This is a genomic window from Pseudomonas iranensis, from assembly GCF_014268585.2.
Classification (GTDB): Bacteria; Pseudomonadota; Gammaproteobacteria; order Pseudomonadales; family Pseudomonadaceae; genus Aquipseudomonas; species Aquipseudomonas iranensis.
Genome location: NZ_CP077092.1, coordinates 5,374,088 through 5,388,556 on the forward strand (window position 1 = coordinate 5,374,088; position 14,469 = coordinate 5,388,556).

Here is a 14,469-nt window from a genome sequence, read left to right on the forward strand (position 1 = left end):
CGCCCCCTCATGGCAAGCGATTGCGCAATGCCGCAACCACGTTGAAGGTTTGATTGCGCACCCGATTGTTCGGGTCGGTGAGGGTCAGGCTCAGGCGCACACTGCGGATGCGCGCGGGATCGCCAGGGTTGCTGCTGTAGGTTGAGGCTGCGACGTCGGTCGCCGAGCTGGCCAGGCCGAAGGTGACGTTGAAGGCGCTGACGTTGTTCACCAGCACTTGCTGCGCCGGATTGCCGCTGCCGGTGCCCATGAGGATCTGATTATTGCTGAAGCTGTAGATCAGGCGCCGGATCGGGAACGCGATCTGCCCCGTGGTCGGGCTGCGCAATCCGCTGTAGGCGACCGCGCTGTTGCGACAATCGGAAATCACCGTCCAGGTCGGCGTTCCCCCGCCGCTGCCGACATCGGCGGTGACCAGGGTCAGCTTGAGACTGGCGTTGTCCCAGTTGATCGGGGTAAGTTGCGCGGCGTTGAAATCCCCTGCTGAGCTGGAGTCGACGATGGTGCCGAGACAACCGAACATGCCGACCATGCGGATTTCCTGAATCATTTTGCTGAGGACGAAGCGCGCATCCTCCTGCATCGCTGCGGCGCTGTTCTGGCTGACGTAGGTGTTTTTTGCGGCGATGAAAATCTGCACCACACCGAGTACAACGATCAAACCCAAAGCCAGAGCAATCAGCAACTCGATCAGGCCGAAACCACGGTTGGAACGCGTCATGGCGTGGCCACCGGATCGACCGCCGCCCGGCTGGTCAGGACGAAACTGCGCTGGGCACTGGCAGCGTTCGCCGCGCGCGCATCGCTCCAGGTAATGGTGATGGTGTAGACCCGCTGGTTGAGGGTGATACTGCCCGTCGCGGTCGGGCCGCCGAAGTTGGCGATATTGGTGGTGAAGTCGTAGAGGTCCTGGTCCCGCGCATTACTGAGGTTGCCCGAGGTCGGTGGCGTAACGGTGTAGTTGGCGCCGGAATTGGCGCGGATGCGATCCATCATGTCATAGGCGATGAAGCTGGCCTGACTGGTCATCCGCGAACTGTCGGTGTACTTCAGCGCATTGAGCTGCACCGCCGCTGCGCCCAACAGCCCGACGGTGAGAATCAGCAGCGCGACCAGCACTTCGATCAGCGTCATGCCCTCCTGTGCGTTTTTGCTCCCTGCCCTCATCCGCAATTTCCACCCAGTTGAATGCGTCCGTTCAAACACACGTTCAGCGTCCTGCTTTGCGTGCCCAGCGTGTAACCGATGACTACCGCCGTCGCCGGTGCCGCCAGACCACCAAGATTGTTGAAATCCAGCGCGGTCACTCCTGAGGGTAGCGTCAGAGTCGCGCCGCTGCTCATCGCTGGAACAACCCGCAACACATTGGCCGGATTGCCAGTACTGTCGTAGACCGCCAGCTCACCGGTCCAGACACTGCCGCCAGCGGTCGGACGCAGACGCGTGGTCACGCCGCGATTGATCGCTTCGAGGCGAGCGAAATTGATCGCGCGCTGCAAGTCGCCGACTTCGGTATCCGCCTTGCTGCTCTGGATCGTACGGGTAAAGGCCGGCACCGCCAGCGTGATCAGTATCAGGAACACCGCAATGGCGACCAGCAACTCGACCAGCGTGAAACCTTTTGTACGAAGATCCATCGGTGCCCTCCGTTGCCGTCGGCTATACCTGCTTTTACACGCTAGAACATTCGCTCGGCACGCGCCGACTGATTTGCCCTGCGCGGCGCACGGATTGCGCTGCTCATACCATTCCACGGAGGGATTTTTCATGCCGCAACACGGTTTCAGCCTGATTGAACTGCTTATGGGACTGGCGATTGGCGCAATTGTTCTGCTGCTGGTCAGCCCGGCGTTCGCCGCGCTCAAGCAAGCGACGCAGCGCGACAACGCGGCGCAGTCACTGCTCGAAGGCATCCGCCACGCTCGCACACTGGCGATCACGCACAATCAGAGCGTGGTGATCCATGGCATCGACGGTGACTGGAGTCAGGGTTGGCGGATCATTCTGGATAGAAGCGGCAAGGGGCCGGAGGACAGCAGCAATCCGCTGCTGGTTGAACGCGCCAGCGAGGCGAAGGTGCCGATTGTCGGCAACTGGTGGGTGAGCCGCTATGTGCGGTTCAGTCATCTGGGGCAGCCACTGATGCCGGGGCGGCGATTTCAGGCGGGGACGATACACATCTGCTCGCCGCGCGAACCGGTCAGCCAGCGGCAGATCGTGCTGGCGGCGACCGGTCGCGTGCGCCTGGGCAGTCAGGAAACCGAGCAGGCGCTGTGCGACAAAGGCAGAAGCGTCAGATCGAACGGACGCGCAGCTCTTTCGGCATCGAGAACGTGATGTTCTCCTCACGGCCAGCCAGCTCGTCGGCACCGGTCGCACCCCAGGCCTGCAATTGCTGGATCACGCCCCGGACCAGCACTTCCGGCGCCGAGGCGCCAGCGGTAATGCCGATGCGCTCGACGCCGTCGAACCAGCTCTGTTGCAGGTCCTCGGCACCGTCGATCAGGTACGCCGGAGTCGCCATGCGCTCAGCCAATTCGCGCAGACGGTTGGAGTTGGAACTGTTCGGGCTGCCGACCACCAGCACCACGTCGCACTCGTCGGCCAGTTGCTTGACGGCGTCCTGGCGGTTTTGTGTGGCGTAGCAGATGTCGTCCTTGCGCGGGCCACCGATGGCCGGGAAGCGCGTGCGCAGGGCATCGATCACACGGCTGGTGTCGTCCATCGACAAGGTTGTCTGGGTGACGAAAGCGAGTCTTTCCGAATCGCGTACCTGCAGTGCGGCCACGTCCTTTTCGTCTTCAACGAGGTAGATCGCGCCGCCATTGCTGGCGTCGTACTGACCCATGGTTCCTTCGACTTCCGGGTGACCGGCGTGGCCGATCAGGATGCATTCACGACCGTCGCGGCTGTATTTGGCGACTTCGATGTGCACCTTGGTCACCAGCGGGCAGGTTGCATCGAAGACTTTCAGGCCACGACCTGCAGCTTCATTGCGCACGGCTTGGGAAACACCGTGGGCGCTGAAGATGACGATCACGTCATCGGGCACCTGATCGAGCTCTTCGACGAAAATCGCGCCACGGCTGCGCAGGTCTTCGACGACGAACTTGTTGTGCACCACTTCGTGACGCACATAGATCGGTGGCCCGAAAACTTCCAGGGCGCGGTTGACGATTTCGATCGCCCGGTCCACACCGGCGCAGAAGCCACGGGGGTTGGCGAGTTTGATTTGCATGCTGTGCCTCGTGTCTTGCGCGCGAAAACAATGGAAAACAGACTGTGGAGACCTGCTTGTTGTGGCGAGGGAATTCATCCCGCTCGGCTGCTTAGCAGTCGTGGACCGTCAACGGACTTGTCTCAGAATCCGTTGACTGGTCTGGGGGCGCTTCGCACCCCAGCGGGATAGATCCCCTCGCCACAGAAGCTCACTCCTGCATTTTTAGATCGCTTTGACGGAAATGATTTCCACGTCAAAGGTCAGCGTCTTGCCCGCCAGCGGGTGGTTGAAGTCGACGGTCACTTGCGTGTCGTCGAATTCCTTCACCACACCTGGCAATTCAGTATTGGCCGCATCGTTGAAGATCACCAGCAGACCCGGCGACAACTCCATGTCGGTGAACTGCGAACGCGGGATGGTCTGCACGTTCTGCGGGTTCGGCTGACCAAAAGCGCTTTCCGGCTCGACGGTCAGGGTGCGCTTGTCGCCGGCCTTGAAGCCGAACAGTGCGGCTTCGAAGCCCGGCAGCAGGTTGCCATCGCCGACCTTGAACGTCGCCGGGGCCTTGTCGAAGGTACTGTCGACGGTGTCACCGTTTTCCAGGCGCAAAGCAAAGTGCAGCGTAACTTCGGTGTTCTGGCCGATGCGTTGCTCAGTCGATAGCGGTTCAGTCATGAGCAGCCTCTTCGGTTTTCTTCGATTTGAACATGTCCAGTGCCAGCATGATCGCGCCAACGGTGATCGCGCTGTCGGCAATGTTGAACGCCGGGAAATACCAGCGGTTCTGCCAGTGCACCAGAATGAAGTCGATCACATGGCCCAGGGCAATGCGGTCATACAGGTTGCCCAGCGCGCCACCCAGCACCAACGCCAGGGCGACGGCCAGCCAGGTGTCGTTGCGACCCAGACGCTTGAGCCAGACCACCAGCACGGCACTGACCACAATCGCGATCAGGGCAAACAGCCAGCGCTGCCAGCCGGAGCTGTCGGCGAGGAAGCTGAAGGCAGCGCCAGTGTTGTAGGCCAGGGTCCAGCTGAACAGGTCGGGAATGATCACGATCTGCTGGAACATTTCGAGCTTGGCTTCGAAGTAGAACTTGCTGGCCTGGTCAATGACCAGAACCAGCAAGCTCAACCAAAGCCAGCTCAGCCGTCCGAAACGGCCAACGGCATCAGGCATAGTGACGAACCTCGCCCGCGCCGCTGATGTTGTCGACGCAACGCCCGCAGATTTCCGGATGCTCCGGGTTCACGCCGACGTCTTCGCGGCAATGCCAGCAACGTGCGCATTTCGGGAACGCCGATTTGACGATCTTCAGTTTCAGACCGCTGACTTCGGTGGCCACTGCATCGGCCGGAGCCTGAACGAACGGTGCAACGCTGGCAGTCGAGGTGATCAGGACAAAGCGCAGCTCGTTGCTCAGCTTGGCCAGATCGGCGCTCAGCGCCTCTTCGGCAAACAGCGTCACTTCGGCCTGCAGGTTGCCACCGACGGCTTTCGCCGCACGCTGGATTTCCATCTCTTTGTTGACCGCAACCTTCACTTCCATGATGCGATCCCAGTAGGCGCGACCCAGCTCGAAGCCTTCCGGCAGCTCGGTCAGGCCTTCGTACCAGGTGTTGAGCATGACCGACTCGTTACGCTCGCCCGGCAGGTATTGCCACAGTTCGTCAGCAGTGAAGGCGAGGATCGGCGCGATCCAGCGCACCAGCGCTTCGGAGATGTGGAACAGCGCGGTCTGGCACGAGCGCCGGGCCTTGCTGTCGGCGCCGGTGGTGTACTGGCGGTCCTTGATGATGTCGAGGTAGAAACCACCCAGCTCCTGCACGCAGAAGTTGTGGATCTTCGAGTAGACGTTCCAGAAACGGTATTCGCCGTAGTGCTCTTGCAACTCGCGTTGCAGCAGCAGCGTACGATCCACGGCCCAGCGATCCAGCGCCAGCATGTCTTCGGCCGGCAGCAGGTCGGTGGCCGGGTTGAAACCGGTCAGGTTGGAAAGCAGGAAGCGCGCGGTGTTACGGATACGACGATAGGCATCGGCGCTGCGCTGCAGAATCTGCTCGGACACCGCCATTTCGCCGGAGTAGTCGGTCGAAGCGACCCACAGACGCATGATATCGGCGCCCAGGGTGTCGTTGACCTTCTGCGGCGCGATCACGTTGCCCAGCGATTTGGACATCTTGCGGCCGGACTCGTCGACGGTGAAGCCGTGCGTCAGCAGTTCGCGGTACGGCGCGTGGTTGTCGATGGCGCAACCGGTCAGCAACGAGGAGTGGAACCAGCCACGGTGCTGGTCGGAACCTTCCAGGTACAGGTCGGCACGCGGGCCGCTCTCGTGGCCCATCGGGTGCGAACCGCGCAGAACGTGCCAGTGCGTGGTGCCCGAGTCGAACCAGACGTCGAGGGTGTCGCTGATCTTGTCGTACTGCGGCGCTTCATCACCGAGCAGTTCGGCAGCGTCGAGTTTGAACCAGGCTTCGATACCTTCGACTTCAACGCGTCTGGCGACTTCCTCCATCAGCTCGACGGTACGCGGGTGCAGCTCGCCGCTTTCCTTGTTGAGGAAGAACGGGATCGGCACGCCCCAGTTGCGCTGACGCGAGATGCACCAGTCCGGACGATTGGCGATCATCGAGTGCAGGCGCGCCTGGCCCCAGGCCGGAACGAACTTGGTGTCTTCGATGGCTTTGAGCGAGCGCACGCGCAGGGTGTCGCCGCTGGTTGGCTCCTTGTCCATGCCGATGAACCACTGCGCGGTGGCGCGGTAGATCAGCGGGGTCTTGTGGCGCCAGCAGTGCATGTAGCTGTGTTCGATGACGGTGGTGTGCATCAGCGCACCGACTTCGGTCAGTTTTTCCACGATGGCCGGGTTGGCCTTCCAGATGAACTGGCCACCGAAGAATTCCAGCGACGGCACGTACACGCCGTTGCTCTGTACCGGGTTGAGGATGTCGTCGTTGACCATGCCGTATTTCTTGCAGGTCACGAAGTCGTCCACGCCATAGGCCGGGGCGGAGTGAACCACGCCGGTGCCAGCGCCCAGTTCGACGTAGTCAGCCAGGTACACCGGCGACAGACGATCGTAGAACGGGTGACGGAAGTTGATCAGCTCCAGCTCTTTACCGGTGGTGGTGGCGATGACCGAACCTTGCACGCCATAGCGCGCCAGGCAGGCTTCGACCAGCTCTTCAGCCAGCACCAGCAGCTTGTCGCCGATATCGACCAAGGCGTAGTTGAATTCCGGGTGCACGTTCAACGCCTGGTTGGCCGGGATGGTCCACGGCGTGGTGGTCCAGATCACGATCGCAGCAGGTTTGCTTAGCGACGCCAGACCAAACGCCGCAGCCAGTTTGGCTTCATCAGCGATCGGGAACGCGACGTCGATGGTCGAGGATTTCTTGTTCTCGTACTCGACTTCCGCTTCAGCCAGAGCCGAACCGCAATCGAAGCACCAGTTCACTGGCTTGAGGCCCTTGAAGACGAAACCACCCTTGACGATTTCGGCGAGGGCGCGGATTTCACCGGCCTCGTTCTTGAAATCCATGGTCTTGTACGGATTGGCGAAGTCGCCGAGCACGCCGAGACGGATGAATTCGGACTTCTGCCCTTCGATCTGCTCGGTGGCGTAGGCACGGCACAGCTCGCGGGTTTTATCCGCGCCGAGGTTCTTGCCGTGGGTCACTTCCACCTTGTGCTCGATCGGCAGGCCATGGCAGTCCCAGCCCGGGACGTACGGCGCGTCGAAACCCGACAGGGTTTTCGAGCGGATGATCATGTCCTTGAGAATCTTGTTCAGTGCGTGACCGATGTGGATCGTGCCGTTGGCGTACGGAGGGCCGTCGTGCAGGACGAACTTCGGACGATCCTTGCCAATCTCGCGCAACTTTCCGTACAGGCCAATACTGTCCCAGCGCTGCAGGATCTGCGGTTCGCGCTGTGGCAGGCCGGCCTTCATTGGGAAGGCGGTGTCCGGAAGGTTTAGCGTGGCTTTATAGTCGGTCATTTAAGGCTCTTCATTAGCGATGGGCGCTAGGTGCGGCTAGTGCACGGGCGGTGGCGACATCCGCATTGATCGCCGTTTTCAATGCCTCCAGAGAGGCGAAGCGCTGCTCTTCACGCAGCTTTTGGTGGAAAACCACCGTCAAACGCCGGTCATACAGATCGCCGGCAAAATCTAACAGATGGACCTCGAGGTGGGCTTTGCCATCTCCTTGCACCGTGGGGCGCACGCCGATATTGGCGACGCCGGGCCAGGTCTTGCCGTCGATGTCGACATTCACCAGATAGACCCCGGTAAACGGCACGCGACGACGCTTGAGTTGAATGTTGGCAGTGGGTGTGCCCAGTTGCCGGGCCAGTTTCTGGCCATGCAGCACGCGACCGGCGATGCGGTACGGACGGCCGAGCAAGCGTTCGGCCAGAGCAAAATCGGCGGCGGCCAGAGCGTTGCGCACCTGCGTGCTGCTGACGCGAATGCCGTCCAGCTCGACGGTTTGCGCCGCTTCGACGGTGAAACCGTGAACCTGCCCGGCCTGCATCAGAAAATCGAAATCGCCGAGGCGGTCGCAACCGAAACGGAAATCATCACCGACCTCCAGATGCTGCACACCAAGGCCATCGACCAGAATGGTATCGACGAACTCACTGGCGCTCAGCTTGCTCAGCCGCTGGTTGAACGCCAGGCACAGCACCCGGTCGACGCCTTCAGCGGCCAGCAATTGCAGCTTGTCGCGCAACCGCGCCAAACGTGCCGGTGCGGTGTCGGGAGCAAAGAACTCCCGTGGCTGCGGCTCGAAAATCACCACGCAGCTGGGTACGCCCAACTCGAGCGCACGCTCTCGCAGCCGGGCCAGGATAGCCTGGTGACCACGGTGAACACCGTCAAAGTTGCCAATAGTGGCGACGCAGCCCCGATGCTGGGGGCGCAAGTTGTGGAGGCCTCGAACCAGCTGCATAACGCGCTTCTTGCTCATAAAGTGGTCGATTATAACCACACCCGACGGCCGACGACAGGCAACACCGTAACGCAAAGTGAACGAGCCGACAAAACCGCCGGCCCATGCCTGCTCATGAAGGCTGAAACCTCAGCTCAAGGCCTTGCGATTGAAGTCGCGCAAGCGGAAACCCAGCAACAGCAACATACCGAAATACGCCACCACGCCAGCAACTACCAGCGCGCCCAGACGCAGGAAGCGCTCGAGCATATACCCCTCATCCCACGCGGGCATGAAATGCATGCCGGCCAGCAACACCGCCGACATCACGGTCACCGCAACGACCAGCTTGAAACCGAATTTGCCCCAGCCCGGTTGCGGTTGATACATCTTTTGCTTGCGCAGTTGATAGAACAGCAGCCCGGCGTTCAGGCAAGCACCGGCACTGATCGCCAAGGCAAGGCCGGCATGGGCCAGTGGGCCGATCAACGCCAGGTTGAACAACTGCGTGCAGACAAGCGTGAAAATTGCGATTGTCACCGGGGTGCGAATGTTCTGTTGCGCATAAAAGCCCGGCGCCAGCACTTTGATCACGATAATCCCGAGCAGGCCGACAGAATAGGCAATCAGCGCACGCTGGGTCATCTCGGCATCAAAGCCACTGAACTGGCCGTACTGAAACAATGAAACAGTCAGCGGTTCAGCAAGAATCCCCAGCGCCAATGCGCACGGCAGCACCAGCACAAAGCACAGGCGCAGCCCCCAATCGAGGATTCGCGAATACTCGTGGCGATCCTTGCTGGCGTAGGTCTTGGCCAGTGTCGGCAGCAGAATCGTGCCGAGCGCCACGCCCAATACGCCCGACGGCAATTCCATCAAGCGGTCGGCGTAATACATCCACGACACCGAACCTGCGACCAGAAACGAGGCGAAGATGGTGTTGATGATCAACGAAATCTGACTGACCGACACACCGAGAATCGCCGGCAGCATCTGTTTCATCACCCGCCACACGCCGCTGTCGCGCAGGTTCAGGCGTGGCAGCACGAGCATGCCGATCTTTTTCAGGTGCGGCAGCTGATACAGCAACTGCGCCAGACCGCCGACCAGCACCGCCCAGCCAAGAGCCATGACCGGTGGATCGAAGTACGGCGTGAGGAACAGCGAAAACACGATCATGCTGACGTTGAGCAGAGTCGGTACGAAGGCCGGCACCGAGAAGCGGTTCCAGGTGTTGAGGATCGCGCCGGCCAGCGACGACAGCGAGATCAGCAATATATAAGGAAAGGTCACCCGCAACAGATCGGAGGTGAGCTGGAATTTCTCCGGGGTATCGGTAAAACCGGGCGCTGTGGCCCAGATCACCCAAGGGGCGGCGATCATGCCCAGCGCCGTCACCACCGCCAATACCAGCGTCAGCAGACCCGATACATAGGCAATAAAGGTGCGCGTCGCCTCTTCGCCCTGCTGGCTTTTATATTCGGCAAGGATCGGCACGAACGCCTGGGAAAACGCCCCCTCGGCGAAAATGCGCCGCAGCAGGTTGGGCAGTTTGAACGCAATAAAGAAGGCATCCGTGGCCATCCCGGCGCCGAATGTCCGCGCGATCAGCGTGTCACGAACAAAACCCAGAATCCGGGAAAGCATCGTGATAGAGCTGACGGCGGCCAACGATTTGAGCAGATTCATTGAGAGAGTTTGTGCCTGTCGATAAACAGCAGGCGAACAATGCGCCTACTTGTGCGATACTCCGCGCCGCAACAGCACAGAGCCAAAGCTCGCGAGTTTACAGGTCAAGCGCCGGAAATAAATATCCCGCCTCTTTATACCTACCACTTAGCGGAACGATTCAAGTGCCCTTGACAAGACAAGTCTTCATCGGCATGATTCGCGGCCTATTTTGTTTGCTATTTCCTAAAAAGTCTTTCGAGGAGCTCGACGGTGGCCAACTCACCTTCCGCCAAAAAACGTGCAAAACAGGCTGAGAAGCGTCGCAGCCACAACGCCAGCCTGCGTTCCATGGTTCGTACCTACATCAAGAATGTAGTTAAGGCCATCGACGCAAAAGACGCTGAAAAAGCTCAAGCTGCATACGTTCTGGCTGTGCCAGTTATCGACCGTATGGCCGATAAAGGCATCATCCACAAGAACAAGGCTGCTCGTCATAAGAGCCGTCTGAATGGCCACGTCAAAGCGCTGAAAGAAGCCGCTTAATCGACGTAGTCATTAAAAAACCGACCTCAGGGTCGGTTTTTTATTGCCTGTGATTTAACAAGCTACAGGCAAAAAAATGTGGGAGCGAGCCTGCTCGCGAATGCGATCTGCCAGTTGATATTTCTATCGACCGACATAACCTCTTCGCGAGCAGGCTCGCTCCCACAGTTCGGATTGATGACGCTTATTGCTGGACCGGCACCCACGGCAGGATCGGGATGGCCGTGACCGCATTCTGCGGACTGCCCTCGATCAAGCGATCGCTGTAGACCAGGTACACCAGCGTGTTGCGCTTCTTGTCGAGGAAACGCACCACCTGCATGGTCTTGAACACCAGCGAAGTGCGCTCCTTGAACACCTCATCGCCATCCTTCAGCTCACCCTTGAACTTGATCGGCCCGACCTGGCGACAAGCGATCGACGCCTCAGCACGATCCTCGGCCAGACCGAGACCACCCTTCACTCCACCAGTCTTGGCGCGTGACAGGTAGCAGGTCACGCCTTCGACTTTCGGATCGTCGAAGGCCTCGACCACGATCCGGTCATTCGGCCCGACGAACTTGAACACCGTCGAGACCTGACCGATCTCCTCGGCCGAGACCAGCAATGGCATCGCCATCAGCAGGCCCAACAATCCTTTCGCTACACGCATCGAATTTTCCTTAGACCAGAATCAGGTTGTCACGGTGAACCAGTTCCGGCTCCGCCATGTAACCGAGCAAACCGACAATCGCATCCGACGACTGACCGATGATTTTTTGCGCTTCCAGGGCACTGTAATTGGCCAGACCCCGAGCGATCTCCCGACCATCCGGCGCTACGCAGACGACCATCTCACCGCGACGGAAACTGCCTTGGACCAGTTTCACCCCCACCGGCAGCAGACTTTTGTTGCCCTTGGACAACGCCGACACCGCCCCCTCATCCAGCACCAGGGTGCCACGGGTTTGCAGGTGCCCGGCCAGCCACTGCTTGCGCGCCGCGAGCATGCCGCGCTCCGGCGATAGCAGCGTGCCGATGCGCTCGCCCGCCTTGAGACGATCAAGCACGCGCTCAAGGCGCCCGCCGACGATGATGGTATGCGCACCGGAACGCGCTGCCAGTCGCGCCGCACGCAGCTTGGTCTGCATGCCGCCACGTCCCAGCGCACCGCCGGTACCGCCGGCGACCGCATCCAGAGTCGGATCATCGGCGCGCGCTTCATAAATCAGCTGCGCATCGGGGTTGTTGCGCGGATCGGCGTCGAACATGCCGTCGCGATCGGTAAGGATCACCAGCAGATCGGCCTCGACCAGATTGGCCACCAGCGCCGCCAGCGTGTCGTTGTCGCCGAAACGGATTTCATCGGTGACCACGGTGTCGTTTTCGTTGATCACCGGAATGACTTTCAGCTCGACCAGCGCACGCAAGGTACTGCGGGCGTTGAGGTAGCGCTTGCGGTCGGACAGGTCGTCGTGGGTCAGGAGAATCTGCGCAGTGTGCCGGCCATGCTCGGCGAAGCTCGACTCCCACGCCTGCACCAGCCCCATCTGACCGATTGCAGCGGCCGCCTGGAGCTCGTGCATGGCACTGGGTCGTGCGGTCCAGCCCAAGCGACTCATGCCGGCCGCCACCGCCCCGGAGGACACCAGCACCAGCTCGACGCCCGCCTCATGCAGCGCCACCATCTGCTCGACCCAGACACTCATTGCCGCGCGATCCAGCCCTTTGCCGTCAGCTGTCAGCAAAGCGCTGCCGATCTTCACGACCCAACGCTGCGCACCTGTCACCTTGCTCCGCATCATCTTCAACCTTAGCTTGAGGGCAGCGCGACCTGGCACTGCCCGTGACGTTAATCGTGGCGATTGCTGACCAACGATCGATTTCCGGATACTAAAACGCCGCTCGATTGAGCGGCGTTCAAGTTTATCGCAACGGATCAGTCACGCACGTAAATGATTTCCGGACCGTCTTCGTCATCCACATCTTCTTCGTCCCAGTCATCGTCGCCGATGTCATGGACCGACTTCACGCCACTGCGACGCAGGGCACGCTTGTCGTCCAGCGCCTGCAACTGAGCACGGGCTTCGTCTTCGATGCGCTGATCGAGATCGGCCAGCTCTTCCTTGTACGCAGGATCTGCGGCGAGGCGATCGGCACGGTCTTCCATGTAGCGCATGATGTCATGGCACAGACGCTCGGTACCGATCTTGGCGATGGCCGAGATCACGTAAACCGGACCAGTCCACTCCAGACGATCGACGATTTCCTTGACCCGGGCATCGTGCTCTTCTTCAAGGATCTGGTCGCACTTGTTCAGCACCAGCCAGCGATCACGCTCGGCCAGCGACGGGCTGAATTTGATCAGCTCGTTGACGATCACTTCAGCCGCGTCCGGAGCACTGGAATCATCCAGTGGCGCCATGTCGACGAGGTGCAGCAGCAGACGCGTACGCGCCAGGTGCTTGAGGAAGCGAATGCCCAGGCCGGCACCGTCGGAAGCGCCTTCGATCAGACCCGGAATGTCGGCAATGACGAAGCTCTTCCAGCGATCGACGCTGACCACACCCAGGTTCGGCACCAGCGTGGTGAACGGGTAGTCGGCGACTTTCGGCTTGGCCGCCGAGACCGAACGGATAAAAGTACTTTTACCGGCGTTCGGCAAGCCCAGCAGACCGACGTCGGCCAGCACTTTCATTTCCAGTTTCAGGTCGCGCTGCTCGCCCGGCTTGCCTGGCGTGGTCTGACGCGGTGCACGGTTGGTACTGGATTTGAAACGGGTGTTGCCCAGACCGTGCCAGCCGCCCTGCACTACCATCAGTTTCTGACCGGCCTTGGTCAGGTCGCCGATGACTTCCTGAGTGGCAGAGTCGATCACGGTGGTGCCGACCGGCACGCGCAGGATCAGGTCTTCGCCCTTCTTGCCGGTGCAGTCGGTGCTGCCGCCGTTGGAGCCACGCTCGGCATCGAAGTGACGGGTGTAACGGTAGTCGACCAGGGTGTTGAGGTTTTCGTCGGCCATCATGTAGATGGAACCGCCATCACCGCCATCACCGCCGTTCGGACCGCCGTTTTCAATGAATTTTTCCCGGCGGAAACTCATGGCACCGTTGCCACCGTCACCGGCCTTTACGCGAATCGATACTTCATCAACAAACTTCATAACCAACGCCTCTCGCCGTACGGACGAGCCGAAAAACAATCAAGACATAAGACTCTTGCAAAAATGAGCGCAGCGACCCCAAGACACGACCTGCATCGCACGCCGACAGCCCATACAAACAGCTTTGCAAGAGACTCACCCCACAAACGAAAAAGCCCCGTCGCAAGACAGGGCTTCTCCAGCGATCTCGCGATTAAGCCGCGATTACGCTCACGTAACGACGACCGAAGGCGCCCTTTACTTCGAACTTGATCACGCCTTCGATTTTAGCGAAGAGAGTGTGATCCTTGCCCATGCCAACGCCGTAGCCAGCGTGGAATTGGGTGCCGCGCTGACGCACGATGATGTTGCCGGCCTTGATGACCTGGCCGCCATACATTTTCACGCCAAGGCGTTTGGCTTCTGAGTCGCGACCGTTACGGGTACTACCACCAGCTTTTTTGTGTGCCATGAGTTCAATTCTCCTAGTGAGGAATTAGGCTGTAATTAAGCCTGAATACCGGTGATTTTGATCTCGGTGAACCACTGGCGGTGGCCCATACGCTTCATGTGGTGCTTACGGCGACGGAACTTGATGATGCGGACTTTATCGTGACGACCTTGGGAGATCACTTCAGCCTTGACGGTTGCGCCAGCAACAACTGGTGCGCCGATGTTCACGTCGTCGCCGTTGGCGACCAGCAGAACGCGATCAAAAGTCACGGATTCGCCAGTAGCGATTTCCAGTTTTTCGATCTTCAGGTATTCACCTTCAGCGACCTTGTATTGCTTACCGCCGGTAACGATTACTGCGTACATGGTATTTCTCCGATAATCCTGCTCACCCAGCTCTTTATAAGAAGAGGTATTGGCTGGCATGGCTGCATGGGGCTGGAACGGCCCAAGTGCAATTGCGTAAGGCAGGTGCTGCCCAGGAAGTTCAGGGTGCGCGATTGTACGCAAGCAATCTGCCTCGCGC

At 60.0% G+C, this 14,469-nt stretch carries 16 protein-coding genes; 2 read left to right on the plus strand and 14 right to left on the minus strand.

Annotated features, from left to right (window positions below; genetic code table 11):
• Positions 1–7: 7 nt before the first annotated feature.
• Genes HU724_RS24200 through HU724_RS24210 form a run of 3 tightly spaced genes read right to left on the minus strand, consistent with a single transcriptional unit; the run spans position 8 to position 1,637 of the window.
• Positions 8–721, minus strand: coding sequence for a PilW family protein (locus tag HU724_RS24200; protein WP_186569377.1), 714 nt, complete (start codon positions 719–721; stop codon positions 8–10).
• Entirely contained in the window at positions 718–1,167 is a 450-nt protein-coding gene (gene pilV / locus HU724_RS24205; RefSeq protein ID WP_016773132.1) for a type IV pilus modification protein PilV, read from the minus strand. The genes HU724_RS24200 and pilV overlap by 4 nt, the downstream gene beginning before the upstream one ends.
• Positions 1,164–1,637 (minus strand): GspH/FimT family pseudopilin, encoded by a 474-nt coding sequence (locus HU724_RS24210; protein WP_186569378.1) that lies wholly within the window; start codon positions 1,635–1,637, stop codon positions 1,164–1,166. The genes pilV and HU724_RS24210 overlap by 4 nt, the downstream gene beginning before the upstream one ends.
• Before the next feature lie 130 nt (positions 1,638–1,767).
• On the opposite strand from HU724_RS24210, the gene HU724_RS24215 reads away from it, so the two are divergent.
• Positions 1,768–2,337 carry a GspH/FimT family pseudopilin gene (locus HU724_RS24215; protein WP_186569379.1) on the plus strand — a complete coding sequence of 190 codons (570 nt, stop codon included), beginning with the start codon at positions 1,768–1,770 and terminating at the stop codon, positions 2,335–2,337.
• On the opposite strand, the gene ispH is transcribed toward HU724_RS24215, so the two are convergent.
• The 6 genes from ispH to murJ form a co-directional block, all read right to left on the minus strand.
• A complete protein-coding gene (gene ispH / locus HU724_RS24220; RefSeq protein WP_130902282.1) occupies positions 2,294–3,238 on the minus strand; it encodes a 4-hydroxy-3-methylbut-2-enyl diphosphate reductase in 945 nt (314 codons plus the stop codon). The genes HU724_RS24215 and ispH overlap by 44 nt on opposite strands.
• A 204-nt stretch (positions 3,239–3,442) precedes the next feature.
• Positions 3,443–3,895, minus strand: coding sequence for an FKBP-type peptidyl-prolyl cis-trans isomerase (gene fkpB / locus HU724_RS24225; protein WP_186569380.1), 453 nt, complete (start codon positions 3,893–3,895; stop codon positions 3,443–3,445).
• Positions 3,888–4,400 carry a signal peptidase II gene (gene lspA, locus HU724_RS24230; RefSeq protein ID WP_122506674.1) on the minus strand — a complete coding sequence of 171 codons (513 nt, stop codon included), beginning with the start codon at positions 4,398–4,400 and terminating at the stop codon, positions 3,888–3,890. The genes fkpB and lspA overlap by 8 nt, the downstream gene beginning before the upstream one ends.
• Positions 4,393–7,224, minus strand: coding sequence for an isoleucine--tRNA ligase (gene ileS / locus HU724_RS24235; protein ID WP_186569381.1), 2,832 nt, complete (start codon positions 7,222–7,224; stop codon positions 4,393–4,395). The genes lspA and ileS overlap by 8 nt, the downstream gene beginning before the upstream one ends.
• Before the next feature lie 13 nt (positions 7,225–7,237).
• A complete protein-coding gene (gene ribF / locus HU724_RS24240; RefSeq protein WP_016773125.1) occupies positions 7,238–8,176 on the minus strand; it encodes a bifunctional riboflavin kinase/FAD synthetase in 939 nt (312 codons plus the stop codon).
• 129 nt (positions 8,177–8,305) lie between these two features.
• Positions 8,306–9,844, minus strand: coding sequence for a murein biosynthesis integral membrane protein MurJ (gene murJ / locus HU724_RS24245; RefSeq protein WP_186569382.1), 1,539 nt, complete (start codon positions 9,842–9,844; stop codon positions 8,306–8,308).
• Positions 9,845–10,096: 252 nt separating this feature from the next.
• Here murJ and rpsT point away from each other — a divergent pair, with 252 nt between their 5' ends.
• Positions 10,097–10,369, plus strand: coding sequence for a 30S ribosomal protein S20 (rpsT, locus tag HU724_RS24250; RefSeq protein WP_003228351.1), 273 nt, complete (start codon positions 10,097–10,099; stop codon positions 10,367–10,369).
• 184 nt (positions 10,370–10,553) lie between these two features.
• Here the strand turns inward: rpsT and HU724_RS24255 are convergent, their stop codons facing one another.
• The 5 genes from HU724_RS24255 to rplU all read right to left on the minus strand — a co-directional run bounded on the left by HU724_RS24255 (position 10,554) and on the right by rplU (position 14,309).
• Positions 10,554–11,021: a CreA family protein gene (locus HU724_RS24255; RefSeq protein WP_041477794.1), complete on the minus strand. Its 468-nt coding sequence runs from the start codon at positions 11,019–11,021 to the stop codon at positions 10,554–10,556.
• Positions 11,022–11,031: 10 nt separating this feature from the next.
• A complete protein-coding gene (gene proB, locus HU724_RS24260; protein ID WP_039761700.1) occupies positions 11,032–12,150 on the minus strand; it encodes a glutamate 5-kinase in 1,119 nt (372 codons plus the stop codon).
• A 137-nt stretch (positions 12,151–12,287) separates the two neighbouring features.
• Complete coding sequence (gene cgtA, locus HU724_RS24265) at positions 12,288–13,511, minus strand: Obg family GTPase CgtA (protein ID WP_016773122.1); 1,224 nt, start codon at positions 13,509–13,511, stop codon at positions 12,288–12,290.
• Positions 13,512–13,704: 193 nt separating this feature from the next.
• Positions 13,705–13,962: a 50S ribosomal protein L27 gene (rpmA, locus tag HU724_RS24270; protein ID WP_016773121.1), complete on the minus strand. Its 258-nt coding sequence runs from the start codon at positions 13,960–13,962 to the stop codon at positions 13,705–13,707.
• A 35-nt stretch (positions 13,963–13,997) separates the two neighbouring features.
• Positions 13,998–14,309, minus strand: coding sequence for a 50S ribosomal protein L21 (gene rplU / locus HU724_RS24275; RefSeq protein ID WP_007924746.1), 312 nt, complete (start codon positions 14,307–14,309; stop codon positions 13,998–14,000).
• Positions 14,310–14,469 lie beyond the last annotated feature (160 nt).